This window comes from Fibrobacter sp. UWB15, from assembly GCF_900177705.1.
Taxonomy (GTDB): Bacteria; Fibrobacterota; Fibrobacteria; order Fibrobacterales; family Fibrobacteraceae; genus Fibrobacter.
The window spans coordinates 153,894-171,243 of record NZ_FXBA01000001.1 but is presented as its reverse complement, the minus strand read 5'-3'; the positions used below and the strand labels follow the sequence as shown (position 1 = coordinate 171,243).

The window sequence follows — 17,350 nt, the reverse complement described above, 5'->3', positions numbered from 1 at the left end:
GGTTCGCTCGGGGTTCTCCCCTCGCAATAAAAAAACTACAGCGTCACCTTGACTTTTTCGCGCATGGCCATGACCTGGGCCTTGGCTTCTTCCACCGTGTTGCGGCGGGCAAGCAGCACGCCCAGGCGGCGGTGGCCCTTGAGTTCGGGTTTGCCGAACAGGCGGAGTGCCGTGTCAGGTTCTGCAAGGACTTCTTCCAAGCCACCGAACTTCACATGATCGGAATTGCCGTCCACGACGATTGCCTTCGAAGCACTCGGGCCATGGAACGCGATGTTCGGGATAGGCAGGCCCAAGATAGCGCGGGCGTGCAGCGCAAATTCAGAAAGATCCTGGCTGATGAGCGTCACCATGCCCGTATCGTGCGGACGCGGAGAGACTTCGCTGAACAGGACTTCGTCCTTGCACACGAAAAGTTCCACGCCGAAGATGCCGCGACCGCCAAGGGCGTCGGTCACCTTTTTCGCAATGACCTTGGCCTGTTCCAGGAGTTCCGGCTTCATCGGCTGCGGCTGCCAAGATTCCTGGTAGTCGCCGCCCACCTGGTGGTGACCAATCGGTTCCAGGAAACTCGTGCCCGCCACATGGCGAACCGTGAGCAATGTAATTTCGTAATCGAACGGCACGAAGCCTTCCACGATCACGCGGCTGGCGTGGCCCGTGCGGCCTTCGTGCTGCGAAATGTCCCAAGACTTCTGAATGTCGGCTTCGGTCTTGATGACGCTCTGGCCGTGGCCAGAAGAACTCATGACCGGCTTGATGACGCACGGAATGCCGATTTCCTTGACGGCCGCCTTGAAGTCTTCAAAATTGTCGGCGAAGCGGTACGGGCTCGTCTTGATGCCGAGTTCTTCGGCGGCAAGGCGGCGGATGCCTTCGCGGTTCATGGTAAGCTTGGTAGCCTTGGCCGTCGGAATGACGTTGTAGCCTTCTTTTTCAAGTTCCACGAGCGTGTCGGTCGCAATGGCTTCGACTTCGGGAACAATGTAGTCCGGCTTTTCAAGTTCAATCACGCGGCGGAGCTCGGCACCGTCGAGCATGTTAATCACGTGGCTGCGGTGAGCTACCTGCATGCCGGGAGCATTGGCATAACGGTCCACGGCAATCACTTCGACGCCGAGACGCATCATCTCGATGATAACTTCCTTGCCGAGTTCGCCAGCTCCGCAAAACAGCACCTTGGTGGCACTAGAACTTAGAGGTGTACCGATTTCTGCCATATTAAACTCCTTGGTTTGCAAATAATATAGGAATAGTAGACCTTGGGTACTTGAACGCAGGCAGGGAAAAGGGAGTTTCTTTTCGTTTAAAACTTCTTGTCGACCGGATTAAAGGTCATCTTGATGCCGGAACGGATCCAGCCATCCTTGCCGTCTTCATGCTTGTCATGCGCCAGGTTCTCGTAACTGCGGAACCCACCGCCGAGGTAGAAGCCAAACCAGCTGTTATACTGCATGGAATAAAGCGCATCGACCAATGCCTGCGATTCCTTTACACCAGACGGGGCCTTTTCTTCTTGAATGGCGACATCGTAGTCAGTGTAAAGTTCCTTGTCGCCTTGCTGCAGCCAGGCAAGCGTCATCTTGAGGGAATGTCTCCCCCATTTCCAGCCGAGGTCAAGCCACATGTCCAACGCATCGGAGCCGCGGCGGTAACCAATCGGGTAATCGACAAAGTACATATCGGCGTAATCGGGGTCGTCCTGTTCGCGGTAGTTGCTGCGGTAAAGGCGGCGGCTCGAATATTCCAGCAAAGGCAAGCGGCCGTTGTTATGCAACGGGTCAGTGCGAACCACATCGAAGCGCCAAGAGAACGTGCCATAACGGCGCGTCGGAATTTCCTGGTAGTAGCCCGCCATGAAGCTGATCATGCTGCGGTTCGTGCCCTTGTCGTCATCTTCGCCCACGGGGCTGTTGATGTCTTCCATGTTGATTTGGCCATAGAACCTGGAAGTTCGAATCGGGGTGAAGCCGAGTTCAAAAGTCGTGACCGCCTTGGTGTAGCCGCCCGCAAAATTGTTGTGCAGGAACATGAACGGATTCATGGAGCGGAATTCCAAATCCTTGCCGCCCACCATGCTTTCTTCAATAATGTAAGTCCAAAAGTGCGACGTTTCGACACCGATGCGGTGGTACACGAGATTTTTCACGTTGTCGTCGTAAATGCGGTCGCGCTGGTTACTCGCCTGCTTGCCGTGTGCGGGGCACTTTTGTTCGGCCGCTTCGGAGCCCTTCGGGTAAACGCAACCTGTTTCGTCCGCAGCGCCCGGGACATCGTCAAAGAGCCAGGCGTTTAACGAGCTTACCAAAAAGTCATAGCGGAAAATACCGGCCTTGAACTTCCAATGCAAACCATCGTGGTAAGGGGTTCCTCCCAAAGCGAGGTCATTCGGGGAAACTTTGAGATCGGGGTCAAAGCGACCCAACTGCACGTAACCCACCGGGTTGTTCCACAAGGCATAAGCGTTAATGGGCACGCCAATGTCCAGTTCGCTCGGTTTGTAGGTAAAATTCGTTTTGAGCTTACTATCGTACCAGGCTTCGATATCTTTGCGCAGCGGCGCTTCCATCAAGAAATGGAAATCGCCATAGCCCGCACGAAAGCTAAGCGTAAAGAACGGATCGATATGTTCTTCGTAGCTGCGGGCGTTTTCTAGAGGTACACGAAGTCCGCGCCAGTTGTTGCCGTAATATTCAGCCGTATCGACCGCGAACGTCGGATCCGTCGGGCCACCGTTAAAACCGAAGTTGAAATCCGTACCAATCTGGAAATAGCCCTTGTACGTAGCAGAATCCGAAGACTCTGCAAAAGCCAAAGCCGTTCCAAGAGCACATAAACCAAAAAATAAGGACTTCAATTTCATAGAAAGAAATTTAAGTAAAAAAGGAGAAGCCCGCCTCCGCGGGCATGACAAATTAAGGTTTTCCAGCATAACGCGAGCGGATTGAGCGCGAGCGGTAAACGTGAGCCATAAGCGGCACAGCGTAAGCGTGCCGTGTTGGCGAGAGCGAGCGCGCTGGGGACGTACTTGTATGATTGAGCGCGAACGGTATAACGTGAGCCATAAGCGGCACAGCGCAAGCGTGCCGTGTTGGCGAGAGCGAGCGCGCTGGGGACGTACTTGTATGATTGAGCGCGAGCGGTATAAATAAGGATCACCCAGGCAGGGAGTCCCGGGTGACCCTTTTGTGTTGTGGTGAGTGCGCACCCGCGCACTCGTTGTGTGTGTGTGTTTAATTCTTGGGGAATTCAGCAAAACCCACCGGGGCTTTCGCCGCGGAACAGACCTTGCTGATTCTTTCAGCAAGACTCATTAGAAGTTGTTTGCGTTCATGTTCCTGTTGCGCAGGTAGGCAGGCAGGCTGAAGTCGATTGCAGACGGAGCCGGAGCAACTTCTTCAGCAACTTCCTGACGGGTAGCGGCAGGACGTTCCATGGTCACAGTAGCGCCATTGGCGGCATTGCGAGCGTAAGCAGGCATGTCGTACTGAGCAGACTGAGATTCGTAAGCGGGAACACCGCCGTTCATGCGATCTTCTTCGGCAACAGCAGACATTTCAGACGTTTCGGAACCCTGAGACACCACTTCTTCTTCGGCCGGAGCGGCAGCGTTAAATTCCGGAGAGCTGAACATTGCTGCATTCACAGAACGCATTACAGACGTTTCAGTCAGAGACGGAATAGAAGAAGTCATTGCTTCAGGAGCCGACTGAGAAGCGGGCGTGTACTGCGGACGGGTGAACATTTCCGGAGCTTCACTCTTGTTCGTCTGGAAGTCGAAGAAGTTAAAACCAGTCGGACGCGGAGTGGCCTGCTGAACAGCAGCGGGAGCGGCAGGAGCCTGCTGTGCCGGGGCAGAAGCCGGAGCAGCCTGCTGCGGAACAGTGAAGCTACCGAAGCCGAAGCCAGCGGAGCTGACCTTGGGCTGGTTCACAGCGGTGCCACCGCAACCGGTAGCGATAATGGTGATGCAAACCTTGTCGCCGAGAGCCGGATCAGTGATATCGCCGATAATGATGTTCGGGTTGCCTTCTTCGCCGACCTTTTCGTAGATGTGGTCCATAGCGTCGCTATGTTCGAGCAAGGAGTAGTTTTCGCCGTGGGCAACGTTCACGAGCACGCCAGAAGCGCCTTCGATGTTGATGTCTTCGAGAAGCGGAGAGGCAAGAGCCATGTCGGCAGCCATAATACCGCGGTTTTCACCCTGAGCGTAACCGGTACCCATGAGAGCGGAACCGCCCTTGAGCATGACCTTGCGGATATCGGCAAAGTCAACATGCACAAGGCCGTGGCGGAACATGATACCGCAAATGCTCTGAACTGCGTTGCCGAGAATTTCGTCAGCCATTTTGAAAGCTTCATCCATGGTAGCCTTCTGATTAGAGGCCTGGAGAAGCGTCAAGAGTTTCTTGTTTTCCACAACAATGATGGTATCCACTGCAGCGCGCAGGGCGTTGATGCCTTCCTGTGCGATAGTGGAACGAGCGTTACCTTCGAAGCGGAACGGCTTGGTAACCACAGCGACCGTGAGAATACCGAGTTCACGTGCAACGTTTGCAACGATCGGTGCAGCACCCGTACCCGTACCACCGCCCATACCGGCAGTCACGAACACCATGTCAGCGCCCTTCATGGCGTCCTTGATGTCGTCAAGATTTTCTTCTGCAGCCTTACGGCCAACTTCGGGATCCATACCGGCACCCAAGTTTCTGGTGGTCTTTTCGCCAATCAGAATCTTGTGGTCAGCAAGGCTCAAGTCGAGAGCCATTGCATCGGTATTGATGGAATAGTATTCCACACCATCGATGTTCATACGCTTCATGCGGTTCACGGTATTACCGCCGGCACCGCCGACACCGAACACCTTGACCTTGGCGTTGTTGAAAGATGGTTCCTCGCCCATAATGCGAGACTTTACCTCGAAGTTGATGTTGTCGATTTCACTCATGTGTTTATCTCCCTGATGTTGAGTGTTGGTGTTTGTTATAAATAAGTCCTGATGATTTCAATGAAACGCTGGAATCCCTTCTTGACAGATACAGCGATTTGCGTTCCCGTTTCACGATTCTTCTTTTCGCGATGTTGCTTGTTCGCGTAGTACAAAAGTCCAATTCCAGTCGCATAAGAGGGGTTCTGGTAAGCATCTTGAATACCACTCATGCCTTTCGGGCGACCAACGCGGGCCGGCTTTCCGAAAACTCTGCATGCAACATCATCAATGCCTTCCAAAGCGCAGCAACCGCCCGTCAGCACAACACCGCCATTAATAATGGTGTCCAGTTTGTGGGCCTTAAGCTGTTCACTAAGCAACTTGAAAATTTCACCGACGCGAGCAGAAATAATTTCAGCAAGCAACTTGCGCGAGCACGAGACATCGCCACGATTGCCCACAGCAGGCACCGGGAAGGATTCATCTTCGATAAGATTGCTAATAGTACAGGTGCCGTACTTTTTCTTGATTTCTTCGGCCTTAGAAAGAGCAATAGGAACATTGAGGCAGCAGCTAATATCGCTCGTGATGGAATTACCCGCATATTCAAGAGAATAGGTAAAGCGGACGGAATCATTTACGAACACGGCAATGTCGGCTGTACCGGCGCCGATATCGACCAGAGCTACGCCAAGTTCTCGTTCATCGTTGGTGAGCACGGCGCTTGCGGCAGCTAACGGTTCAAGGACAAAGCCTGCCACATTGAGTCCCGCGCGGTTCACGCACTTGGCCAAATTTTGCAAGGCGGTCTGACGCACCGTCACCACCTGGACATCGACTTTAAGGCGACGGCCCGAAAGACCCTTCGGATTGCGAATATGCGGTTCGTCATCCAAGGTGTATTCACCCGGGAAAATATGAATGATTTCGCCGGCCTGCGTCGGCAAGGTGCTTGCCTGCTTGGTCACGTTTTCGATATCTTCTTCGCGAACTTCGCCAACGGGAAGCGTCACCAATCCTTGGGTATCCAAGGAACGCACATGCTTACCGGCAATGCCCACATAGACATCGTGCACATCGACACGGGTCGTATTTTCAATGACTTGGACTGCCTGCTGCAAGGTTTCCACGACGGAATCCAGGTCGTCTGCATTCTTCAGCGGAAAGTCGCCGCATTCCACAACGCGAACGCTTTCGCCTTCGGATACACCCACGAACAGGTTTATCTTTGAAGCCCCAATGTCAAGGCCAAAGATGTATTCGTCTTTTTTCTTGTCCATTTTATTGTCATCCATTGACGCACCTCTTATCATAATTTCTTATATAGGCAAAGCCCAAAAACCTCATATCAACCTCACCGGCACATTGCAAATCTTTCGTGAATCCGTTTTCTAGAGACTTGTACAGCGTAAACTGATCTTTGTTCGATTCCTGGCCCTTAAAGAGAGCGGTAAAGCCCACATCCCTGAAATAGACCTTCATGCAATCGTCTTCAGTAGACCAAGTCACCTGCGACACGCGTTCATAAAGTTCAGCATCGCTATTACGCATTTCCACCAAGAAACGGGTAATCGTTTTCACATGTTCCATAGATGCCACATCCATTACCGGGAGCCTCATGGCAGTCGCCACCGAGTACGGCAGCGGGAAACCCTTTTCGGAGTAGATCATTGCGCGACCTTCCGAAAGTACTGTCAGCACCGGCGATGTTTCGTGAAGTTTGATATAGAGCGAAGACGGGAATTTCTTTTCGACCTTCACCGACAATATCATAGGGAGCTGAGCCAAAGCCGCTTCAACGGAATCGGCGTTCAGTTCCGACATAAGCATGCCAGTTTCTACCTGGGCACTCTGCATCACGTCTTCCCAAGAAAGCATACGGTTGCCTTCAATTTCCACATACTGCAAGTGGCGTAGTTCCAGCGGATTGAATCGTTGCAAGTAGAAACGGTTGTGTATTGCCAAAGCAGAAAGAATCACTAGGACCACAGCCAGAATCCAGCCACGGTGCTTGAACCAACTCCATACGCATTCAAACCCGTGTTTCACTTTGCGAACACGTTCCTGTTTGCGCAGGCGCTCGTTGGTGCCAATTCGGCGGCCAAGCAATGTGGTTTTACTTCCAGTCAACTTTCTCTCCCCATATTCCTACAGGCATTCCTTCAGGATTCTTTCACCAAGCTTCCAGATGTTGCCAGCGCCCATGAGCACCACCACATCGCCCGGCTGCAATTCCTTCTTGAGAATCGGCAGCAGGTTCATCTGATCGCCTACAAAGCGGGAATCACGGTGGCCGCGGTCCGAAGCACTGTTCGACACAAGCGCGCCCGTCACGCCTTCAATCGGCTTTTCGCGGGAAGCGTAAATGTCAGTTACCAAGAGCACATCGCAGTTTGCAAAGGCACCGCCAAAGGCATCATGCTGGTCGCGGGTACGCGTAAACAAGTGCGGCTGGAAGGCAACGATAATGCGGCGGTCCGGGAAAGCATCGCGGAAGCCAAGCAAAGTAGCTGTTGCTTCGGTCGGATGATGAGCGTAGTCATCAAAGACAAGAACATCGTTCTTTTCGCCGATGAATTCGAAGCGGCGCTTGACGCCTTCGAATTCGGCGCAGGCCTTGCGGGCGATATCGGCAGAAATACCTTCTTCAATAGCGAGGGCCACAGCAGCGGTTGCATTCAGCACGTTGTGACGGCCCGGAATCTGGAGCTTGAATTCGCCCAAGCTTTCGCCGTCGTTCAAAATTTCAAATACAGGGTAACCCTTTTCAAAACGCAGATTGTCTACGCGGTACTTAGCTTGGCGCGAAAAACCGTAAGTAATCACCGGTTTCTTGAGGCGTGCCAAAATCTGCTGCACATTCGGATCGTCCAAGCAGACAATCACCTGGCCGTAGAACGGAATCTTGTTCGCGAACTGCACGAAGGCATCCTTGATGTCTTCAATGTTTTCGTAGGTATCCAAGTGGTCTGCGTCAATGTTTGTGATGATTGCAGAAGACGGCATCATCGAAAGGAAGCTGCGGTCAAATTCGTCACTTTCGGCAATCAGGTAATCACCCTTACCGACCTTAGCGCCCGAGCCTTTACCCTTGACAACACCGCCCACGATAATGGTCGGGTCAAGGCCGGCCTCTTCCCAAATTTGACCCACGATAGAGGTGGTCGTGGTCTTGCCGTGAGTGCCAGCAATCGAAAGCGTGTACTTCATGCGCATGAGTTCGCCCAGCATTTCGGCGCGGCGAATCACCGGAATGTGGCGGTTACGAGCTTCAACAAGTTCCGGGTTATCGTGCGGAACCGCAGAAGAATAAACCACCAAGTCCGTATCTTCCACATTAGAGGCTTCGTGCTTCGAGAAAACCTTAATGCCAAGGCCCTTCAGGTAATCAATCACTTGGCTTTCACCGGTATCGGAGCCGCTCACCACGAAACCGTTATCGTGGAGCACTTCGGCAATACCGGACATGCCGGCGCCACCGATACCAACGAAATGAAGCTTACGGACACGCTTACAATCATTAATCTGCATTAATCATTCTCCTTAGAGAGGATTACACGAGCAATCTGGTCGGCAGCATCGGGCATACCGAGCTTTTTAGCCGCAAGGGCCATGGAATTTAAACGGGATTCATCAGCCAAAAGCTGTTCCACCTTTTCCCACAGGTGATTTTCTTCGGCATCGAGTTCCACCAAAGCGGCACCCGCTTTTTCCACTACGCGGGCGTTATGTTCCTGGTGATTCGCGGTAGCGTGCGGGAACGGCAAAAGGATTGAAGGCTTGCCGAAGGCCAAGATTTCGGCCAAGGCAGAAGCGCCAGCACGGCTAATAATCAAGTCGGCATGTTTCATGTAGGCGTAAATGCCATCCAAGAATCCGCGAATAGCGATGTTCTTGACTTCACCCACGCGAGAACTGATGGATTCCACGTTCTTGACACCCACCTGCCAAACCACGGATACATCGTCACGGGCTGCAATTGCCTTGACGCTTTCTTCAATCTTGTTGTTGATACCTACTGCACCCTGGGAGCCGCCCACAATAAACACGGCCTTCTTGCCCGGAGCAAATTCGGCGGGACGCGGCAAGGAATCACCCACAGGCAATTCACGCACCGGGTTTCCAAAAATCATGCATTTTTCAGTGGGGAAATACTTGGCCGCTTCATCCGAAGTCACAAAGACCGTCTTGGCGTAACGTGCACCCACCTTGTTGGCAACACCAGCCACGGCGTTCTGTTCCTGCAAATAAACCGGAATACCAGCAGTGCCTGCGGCAAGCACGATCGGAAGCGACACGTAACCGCCGGTTGCAACGACAACGTCGGGCTTCACTTTCTTAATCACACTCTTGGCGCGCACCAAGGCCTTGGACAAGTTGAAAGGCAACGCCAAATTCTTGAGGAACGGGCCACGGTGCAGAGGAACGGCCGAAATATATTCGTAGGGCCAATTCTTTGCCACAAGGCGTTCTTCCATAGAATCCTTACGGCCAGCAAAGGTAATGTCCGTCACGCCCATTTTCTTAAGGCTATCTGCAATGGCTACGGCCGGGAAAATATGTCCGCCGGTACCGCCACATACGAAAAGGAACTTTTTCATACGCCACTCCTTGAAAATTCATAGTTTCTGTAGGCACTGCTTTCCAGCGAGGCTCCGCTCATATACGGTTCCTTGATCATCTTGCCCGTATTGGGTCTCGAAATATTCAACAGGATTCCCACTGCCACGCAGCTGTAAATTAAATTGGTTCCGCCGAAGCTGATAAACGGGAGAGGTTGGCCCGTTGTGGGGAAAAGTCCCACACAGACGCAGACGTGAACCAAAAAGTTGAAGAAAAGCGAGAACGTAAGAGCCACCGCCAGGTACTTTCCAAAACGGGTCGAAGACTGACGAGCTATTTTGAAGCCCTGCGCAAACAAAACCGCATACAAAGCCAACAAGAAGAAGGTTCCCATGAATCCGAATTCTTCGCCAGCCACCGCATAAATCACGTCTTTGTGAACTTCGGGCAAGTAACCCAGTTTCTGCACGCCCATGCCGAATCCGGTTCCCGAAAATCCACCGTTACCCAAAGCGAGCAAGGCATGTTCTCCCTGCCAGTTAGAAGCGGCCATTTCACCTTCGGCAGCCGTAAACGCCTGAATACGCTTGCTCGAATGTCCTGTCATGAGCAGCATGACAATTCCCGGCGGAATGGCGGCACCAATCGTAATGGCGAGGTACTTGTAATTCACACCAGCCGTGAGCATCACGCAAATCACGACCATCGAAAGCATCATAAGCATCGAGTAGTTCGGCTGCATAATCAAGAGGAACGCCGTAATGCCAAAGAAGATTCCCGGCTGAATGATGGTGCAAGCGACACTCTTGATGTTATCGCCTGCCTGCGAGAACTTTCCACAAATGCAGATGAGCATACCGAGCTTCATGATTTCAGAAGGTTGAATCCCCAAAATCCAACGGTTTGCACCCTTGACGCCATGGCCAGCCACAAGGGCCGCCACCGTAAGGACTACGCCTACAAAGAAGGTAATGCGACCGAGCCAGACCCAGTGACCGTAATCCAGGAATCGTGCAAGGCCAAGCATCAGAATCAAACCGAACACAGCCTTGATCAAATGCTTTTGCAGGTAGTATTCTGCAGGAAGTCCATGGGACACAGCAAAATGGGCCGATGCCGTATAGACAATAGGCACACCAATACAAATCAGCAGCAATACTACTACCAAGAGTAGCTTATTCATGCCGGTATTTGCGACTGTGTTTTCCATTACTTCGTTATATCCTTAAGCCTTGACCTTCGTGAGTTTAAGCATGGCATCCACCACAGTTTCCATATGCATACCGCGGCTGCCCTTGATCAAGAGCACGTCGCCTTCAGCCACGATTTTGGTGAGAGTGTCAATCAGTTCCTGAACGTTTGCAAAATGGTGAGCAGCCTTCATGCCCTTGGACTTTGCGCCCTTCACATAAAGTTTTGCCTTTTCGCCCACGGTCAGGAGCATATCGAAATTCATTTCGGGCACCATAGCACCCATTTCCTGATGCAGGGCGTCGGTCTGGGCGCCGAGTTCCAACATATCGCCAAGAACGGCGATACGGCGGTTCACCTTCATATTGCCGATAGTCTGCAACGCCATCTTGGTCGAAGACGGGTTTGCATTGTAGCAGTCCGACACAATCTTGAAACCGTTTGCGCTCTTGATTTCCATGCGCATATTGGTCGAACGGAAGTTCGCAAGAGCCTTGGCGATATCGGCCTTTGGCACTCTGTACTGCAAGCCGACGGCGATTGCAGCAAGAGCGTTATAGAGGTTATGGATGCCCGGCACGTTCAACGTGAACTTGGTGCGGTCTACAAAGAAGGTTGCGCAGTTGTCTTCGTTCCATTCGAGCTTTTCGGGCTTGATAATGCCGCGTTTTACGCCGAAAGTCACCACCTTGTAGCTGGTATTGCTGCGGCACTTGCAAAGGCGCGGGTCATCAGCGTTTACAATCAGCACGCCGTTCTTCTTGAGGCCAGCGACAATCGTCTTCTTTTCAGCGAACACGCCGTCCAAATCCTTGAGGCGTTCCAGGTGAGAGGCACCAATGTTCGTAATCACGGCCACATCGGGCTCGACAGCGAGCGAGAGCGGACGGATTTCATCCGGGCCGCTCGTGCCCATTTCGATCACAGCCGCTTCGTGGCTGTGCTTGAGCTGGAACAGCGTCATGGGCACACCGATGTGGTTGTTGAAGTTACCGGCGGTAGCATGCGTGTTGTACTTCTGCGAAAGAACGGCCTTCACCATCTCTTTAGTGGTGGTCTTGCCGTTGCTGCCCGTAATGGCAACTTTCTTCACCTTGAAATTCTTCTGGTAGCCCTTGGCGAGCTTGAGGAGCGCTTTCGTCGTATCGTCGACGGGCGCATACATCTTGAAGTTTTCAATGCCTTCGGCATCAGCGTTCACGACACTCATCAATGCTCCATTTTTTTCCATTTGAGTTACAAACTGGTGGGCGTCAAAACGGGCGCCCTTGATCGGCCAAAACACAACACCTTTGGCAGGTTCGCGAGAATCCATGCAGAGATTCACCTTGCGGTTCTTGGTACGTCCATCGACGCCTACCGAGTAGGTTTCGAGGATTTCCAGGAGTTCCTTGATTTTCAAATCCAGCTTATACATTTTCCATCGCCTTCACCGCTTCTTCGCGGTCATCAAAATGGTGTTTGGTCTTGCCCACAATTTGATAGTCTTCGTGCCCCTTGCCCGCAATCACCAACCAGTCGCCATCTTTAAGTTCCGCACAAGCCTTGGCTATTGCCTCTTCGCGCTTTTCGACCACGCTAAACTTGTCCGTCTTCATACCTGCACGAACATCGTTGATGATGTCCGTCGGATTTTCGGTACGCGGATTGTCCGAAGTGAGCCAGGCCTTATCGGAGAGGCGTTCGGCGATCGCCCCCATAATCGGACGCTTGGTCTTGTCGCGGTCTCCACCGCAGCCGAACACACACGAAAGCTTGCCGCGGCAGAGGCTACGAGCGGTCGTAAGGACGCGTTCAAGGGCGTCGGGAGTGTGGGCGTAGTCCACAATCACGTGGCGACCATTCTTGTTCCAGACTTTTTCGAAACGGCCCGGAACGCGGACTTCTGCCAAAGCCTTGCGCATGGCAGATTCGGCAAGGCCAATCGCCTTTGCCCAAGCAAGCACCAGCATCACGTTGTCTACATTAAAGTCGCCACACAACGGAGTTTCAAACGGTTCTGCACTAATGGCAGGCAACAGCATCTTGAGACCGTCTTCGGTATTCTGCACGGCACCTTCGGGCTTCACAAGAGCACTAACGACCCCTAGACGCGAGACAGCCACCCTCCGGTCCGCTTCTATCCCGGCTAGGGAATCGTATAGTTTCTTTCCGTACGCATCATCGATATTGATAACGGCAACGCCATCATCAGCAAGGTAACGCGTAAACAAAAGTTTCTTTGCCTCAAAGTAGGCATCCATCGTCTTATGGTAATCGAGGTGATCTTGAGTCAGGTTGCTAAACAAGGCACTCTTGTAAAGCACACCTGCCATACGGCCCTGATCCAAGGAATGCGAAGACGCTTCCATCACCAAGTCCGTACAACCGGCCTCGACTGCTTTTGCGGCAAAGGCATACAGATCCAATAGCCCCGGCGTCGTTAATGTAGCGGGCACCGAAGTTTCGCCAATTTTATTCTTGATTGTTCCAAGGAGAGCAACCTTATGGCCAGCAGCCGAAAGCATCGCATCCATCAGGAACGCACTTGTTGTCTTACCATTCGTACCCGTCACAGCATGAGCATTAAGCTTTGCAAACGGGTCCTTATAGAAAATCTTCGCCGCTTCAAGGCGTGCAGCCTTCACGTCGGCAACTTGTATCCACTTGGATGTCAGTCCCTCGGGAGCAACCGTTTCGCTCACCACGGCCACCGCACCGGCAGCCACCGCAGTTCTAGCAAATTCATCGGACTTATCGATCGATATTGCACCCGGCATCGAGAAAAACAAGTCTTTCGCCTTCACGCGGCGGGAGTCGTCGCACAGGCCCTGTACATTCAATTTCTGCATCAACGTTTCAGAAATCATTTAGCCTCTCTCCTTGAGCGTAAGCTTGCAAATCTGACCTTTGTGGAGTGTCTCCCCTACCTTCGGGGACTGGGATACCACGCGGCCCATACCAGTATATTCCACGTTCATACGAATGTTACCGGCAATTTCAAGAGCATCTTTCAGCGAAAGGCCCTTCAGGTCAGGCATCGTGGAGGCATCAACCTCACCAAGCTTAAGCACGAGTCCTACAGAATCGGTCATGTCCCTACGCGCCGCCAGCACGCGAGAACCTTCGCCTTCAAAAACCACCGGGCATTTCTTGCCTGCAGCCACGGACTTCGCCGTTTCTCCAAGCATTCCCACATAATCACCATCGCAAGCCGACTTCTTGCTCACAAAGGCAAGTTCATGCGAAGCCGGCGAAAGTCTCGGATGGTAGTAAATGCCTTCCATAATACGACGGAAAATCGGACCTGCCGTAGCACCACCCGTATGACCGTACAGTTTGTCGGCATTCGGGTCGTCCACCAGCACCATGCACACATAGCGCACATCTTCCACCGGGGCAAGCCCAATAAACGATGCCACCTGGTGTTCGCGATCGTACTTGCCGGTTTCCTGGTTATACTTTTCAGCCGTACCGGTCTTTCCGCCAAAAATCACATCCGGAATCTTCTTGCTTGCAACGCGCTTTGCCGTACCGCTATTCACCACGCGATTCAGCATCTTGCGAATCGAGGCTGCCGTACGTTCCGAAATCACGCGGCGCACCTTTACCGGTTCCTTCTTTTCGACCAAGTTACCGTCGGAATCGCGCCATTCCTTCACGATCATGGGTTCCATCAAAGTGCCCCCATTGGCGATTGCAGCATAAGCCATCACCATCTGGATCGGTGTCACAGACACGGCGTGGCCAAAGCCCATCGTTTTAAGAGTACGGTCATCTCGCGTAAGTTCGTAAGGCATGTAGAGGCGGCCCGCTTCTTCACCGGCCAAGTTTTCGGAAGTCTTCATGCCAAAGCCAAAATTGCGAGCCATGCGATAAAGTTTTTCTGCGCCCACCTTGTCGGCAACCTTCGCATAGACAATGTTCGAAGACTGAACCATCGCTTCGGCCATATCCATATCGCCATAGATATGAGTATCGCAAATGCGTTCGGCACGGGCGCTCCAACTCCAGCACTTACCTTCATCTACAAAAACGGTATCTTCAGGCATCACGCCGTTTTCGAGAGCAGCCGCAGCCGTAATCACCTTGAAGGTAGAGCCCGGTTCATAAGACATTGCCACAATGTCGTTCTTCGCCATTTTGCCCACACCCTGCTTTTTGGAGTTCGGGTCAAATGTCGGGTAACTTGCCATGGCCAGAATTTCACCCGTGTAGGGGTCTACCACCACGGCAGAGGCGCTTGCGGCGCTAAATTCTATCACGCCATCCTTCAAAGCCTTTTCCACGATTTCCTGCATGTCGCGATCAATCGTCAGCACCAGATTCTTGCCCGGTTTGGCTTCGGCCACGTTTTCAGAACGTCCCAAAATTTCGCGTTCCCTTGCATCCTTGACACCCACGCGGAATCCTTCATTACCGCGCAGGCGCAAGTCGTACATGCGTTCCATGCCCATGCTACCCTTGCCATCGTAATTCACCTTGCCCACAATCTGGGAGGCAAGCTTACCCTGCAAGAAAATGCGGCTATAATCTTCAGCCTTGCCGGTATCACGCAAGTTCTTTGCAAAAACCACACCATTCCTGTCCAGGATTTCGCCGCGTTCGGCGTAAATATTCCTAGTACGTGTCGTCTGGTCCTTGGTTTCCTTCTGGTACACTTCGCGGTTCAGCACCTGAATGTTAAAGGTCTGCCATGCCAGAACGCCAATAGCGCCCAGCACAATCATCTTTGCAACCGACAGAGCATCCATATTCACAATATTCATGGAGCCCCCGTCACGCGCACCTTGGTGGGCACGCCATTCAAGTCAAGACCAACACTGTCAGCAAAGCCAGCCAAGTTTTCAAGTGAAGACAACTTGTTGATTTCAAGTTCCTGCAGGGTCCTTTCACGCTGCAGCTGGCCAATCTCGTAGGCCAGTTCATTGGACTTGGAATAAAGCTTGGTAAGGCAGTTCTGCATATACAAAGGCAAAATCAGCAAAAGGCCGGCCACCGACACGGCGCCAATGAACACCCACACAATGGTGCGGTTAGAGTTGAACAGGGATTTTTGATTTTTTTCGCTCATACCCGTTCGTATACCCTAAGCTTTGCAGAGCGAGCCCTGCTGTTCTTTGCAATTTCTTCGTTAGAAGGCAAAATCGGCTTGCGATTCACCTTCTTAAGGCGCTGGTGATTGCCACCGCACGTGCACACAGGCAAGTGTTCGGGGCAAACGCAGGCCTTTTCAAATTCAGCGGCCGTTTCCTTGACGCAACGGTCTTCCACGGAATGGTAACTCATCACCACCAGACGGCCACCTACCTTGAGGCAGTCCACGGCAGCGCGCAGACTATCTTCGATTTCCTTGAGTTCGCCGTTCACTTCCATGCGAATCGCCTGGAACACGCGGGCCAAAAGGCCGTTCACTTCGCGCCTCTTGTCGGGGAACACCGATTCCACCACAGCCTTCACGTCAGAAGGCAAAATTTCCTGGTCACCCTTGGAGGCAGCCATTTCAACGAGGCGGGTCGCAAGCTTGAAGCCGCGATCCATATCGGCATTCTTGCGGAGTGCGGCTGCAAGCGTATCGGCATCTACCGTCTTGAGCCATTCCTGCGCAGAAACACCTTCGCGGCGGTCCATGCGCAAATCCAGCGGATTGTCGCCCACAAAAGTAAAGCCGCGGTCCGAGGCATCTACCTGATGGCTGCTAATGCCCAAATCGTAGAGAATGCCGTCCAAGGTATTCGGCACAATTTCTTTACCCAGTTCACCAAAGCGAACCGGATGCACAACGAACTTGGGCTTCACACCGGCAAGGCGCTTTGTAGCAAAGGCAACGGCTTCTTCATCGCGGTCAAAGGCGTGAAGCGTTCCATTTTCATCTAATTTGTTCGCAATAGCGTAAGAATGTCCGCCACCGCCCAGGGTGCAGTCGCAATAAGTTCCGTTCGGCTTGATGTTCAAGCCTTCAAGGCATTCCGCAAGCATCACCGGATCGTGATAGAACACGCCGTTTTCGACGCCGGCAAGGGCTGCTTCGGAATGAGCAGCCGTAGCGCGGCCGTCCAAAATTTCATTTGTATGTAATTCATTCTTGCGGAGGCTATTTACGGCCATCGGACCCCTCCGTCAAGCTTTCACCATAGAACGCGGCATCGAAGGCGGCAATTGCATCTTCAGTCTGCAAGCCGAACTTTTCATTGAAGCGTTCAGGATTCCATAGTTCAAGAGTTTTTCCGCTAGCTTGTACGTAAAGGACTTCACCCTTAAGACCAGCATACTCCAACAAAATCTTTGGAAGTAAAATGCGGTTCTGACCATCGAGCTCCACTACCGTAGGAGCGAGGCCTCTCCGAACTAGGTCAGCTTGACGGCGGTCGGACCGGCAGTCCAAGTCCGCCATGAACTTTTCGTATTCCGGCAAGGTAAACAACCGAAGCGTTTGATTCGGACCACGAGTGATCACGAATTCTTCGCCCTCGGTTGGCCCGAGCTGACGACGGAATTCCCTGGGGAAGGAAGACCTTCCCTTTCCATCGATAGCCGTTTGGGCTTGACCTATGAAAGACGTAAAGTTCATACTAGTTTGACACATTTTACCACAACACAGTACAAATCTACCATTTTCTACCACTTTGGCAAGATAGAGCAGACATTTTCAACCCGAAAGCATACAAAAAGCATACTTCGATCCGA

The 17,350-nt window shown here is 52.5% G+C and carries 14 protein-coding genes; all 14 read right to left on the bottom strand.

Annotated features, from left to right (window positions below; translation table 11 throughout):
* Window positions 1–35: 35 nt before the first annotated feature.
* The 14 genes from purT to B9Y58_RS00660 all read right to left on the bottom strand — a co-directional run bounded on the left by purT (window position 36) and on the right by B9Y58_RS00660 (window position 17,234).
* Window positions 36–1,220 (bottom strand): formate-dependent phosphoribosylglycinamide formyltransferase, encoded by a 1,185-nt coding sequence (purT, locus tag B9Y58_RS00725; protein WP_085534724.1) that lies wholly within the window; start codon window positions 1,218–1,220, stop codon window positions 36–38.
* An 86-nt stretch (window positions 1,221–1,306) separates the two neighbouring features.
* Window positions 1,307–2,863, bottom strand: coding sequence for a hypothetical protein (locus B9Y58_RS00720; protein WP_085534723.1), 1,557 nt, complete (start codon window positions 2,861–2,863; stop codon window positions 1,307–1,309).
* Between the two features lie 450 nt (window positions 2,864–3,313).
* Window positions 3,314–4,948 carry a cell division protein FtsZ gene (gene ftsZ, locus B9Y58_RS00715; protein ID WP_085534722.1) on the bottom strand — a complete coding sequence of 545 codons (1,635 nt, stop codon included), beginning with the start codon at window positions 4,946–4,948 and terminating at the stop codon, window positions 3,314–3,316.
* A gap of 35 nt (window positions 4,949–4,983) precedes the next feature.
* The gene (ftsA, locus tag B9Y58_RS00710; RefSeq protein ID WP_073053426.1) at window positions 4,984–6,225 is read right to left on the bottom strand and encodes a cell division protein FtsA; all 1,242 of its coding nucleotides are present in this window, start codon (window positions 6,223–6,225) and stop codon (window positions 4,984–4,986) included.
* Entirely contained in the window at window positions 6,218–7,060 is an 843-nt protein-coding gene (locus B9Y58_RS00705) for a cell division protein FtsQ/DivIB (protein ID WP_073053425.1), read from the bottom strand. Before B9Y58_RS00705 ends, ftsA begins: the two co-directional genes overlap by 8 nt.
* A gap of 18 nt (window positions 7,061–7,078) precedes the next feature.
* Window positions 7,079–8,461: a UDP-N-acetylmuramate--L-alanine ligase gene (gene murC / locus B9Y58_RS00700; protein ID WP_073053424.1), complete on the bottom strand. Its 1,383-nt coding sequence runs from the start codon at window positions 8,459–8,461 to the stop codon at window positions 7,079–7,081.
* A complete protein-coding gene (gene murG, locus B9Y58_RS00695; protein WP_073053423.1) occupies window positions 8,461–9,531 on the bottom strand; it encodes an undecaprenyldiphospho-muramoylpentapeptide beta-N-acetylglucosaminyltransferase in 1,071 nt (356 codons plus the stop codon). The genes murC and murG overlap by 1 nt, the downstream gene beginning before the upstream one ends.
* The gene (locus B9Y58_RS00690; protein ID WP_073053422.1) at window positions 9,528–10,703 is read right to left on the bottom strand and encodes an FtsW/RodA/SpoVE family cell cycle protein; all 1,176 of its coding nucleotides are present in this window, start codon (window positions 10,701–10,703) and stop codon (window positions 9,528–9,530) included. The genes murG and B9Y58_RS00690 overlap by 4 nt, the downstream gene beginning before the upstream one ends.
* 15 nt (window positions 10,704–10,718) lie before the next feature.
* Window positions 10,719–12,101, bottom strand: coding sequence for a UDP-N-acetylmuramoyl-tripeptide--D-alanyl-D-alanine ligase (gene murF / locus B9Y58_RS00685; protein WP_073053421.1), 1,383 nt, complete (start codon window positions 12,099–12,101; stop codon window positions 10,719–10,721).
* Window positions 12,094–13,533, bottom strand: coding sequence for a UDP-N-acetylmuramoyl-L-alanyl-D-glutamate--2,6-diaminopimelate ligase (locus tag B9Y58_RS00680; RefSeq protein ID WP_073053419.1), 1,440 nt, complete (start codon window positions 13,531–13,533; stop codon window positions 12,094–12,096). The genes murF and B9Y58_RS00680 overlap by 8 nt, the downstream gene beginning before the upstream one ends.
* Window positions 13,534–15,432: a penicillin-binding protein gene (locus B9Y58_RS00675; protein ID WP_073053418.1), complete on the bottom strand. Its 1,899-nt coding sequence runs from the start codon at window positions 15,430–15,432 to the stop codon at window positions 13,534–13,536. It lies immediately after the preceding gene.
* On the bottom strand, window positions 15,429–15,737 hold the full coding sequence (locus tag B9Y58_RS00670) for a hypothetical protein (protein ID WP_073053416.1): 309 nt from the start codon (window positions 15,735–15,737) through the stop codon (window positions 15,429–15,431). The genes B9Y58_RS00675 and B9Y58_RS00670 overlap by 4 nt, the downstream gene beginning before the upstream one ends.
* Complete coding sequence (gene rsmH, locus B9Y58_RS00665) at window positions 15,734–16,771, bottom strand: 16S rRNA (cytosine(1402)-N(4))-methyltransferase RsmH (protein ID WP_073053414.1); 1,038 nt, start codon at window positions 16,769–16,771, stop codon at window positions 15,734–15,736. The genes B9Y58_RS00670 and rsmH overlap by 4 nt, the downstream gene beginning before the upstream one ends.
* Window positions 16,758–17,234: a division/cell wall cluster transcriptional repressor MraZ gene (locus tag B9Y58_RS00660; protein ID WP_073053412.1), complete on the bottom strand. Its 477-nt coding sequence runs from the start codon at window positions 17,232–17,234 to the stop codon at window positions 16,758–16,760. Before B9Y58_RS00660 ends, rsmH begins: the two co-directional genes overlap by 14 nt.
* Between the last annotated feature and the right edge of the window lie 116 nt (window positions 17,235–17,350).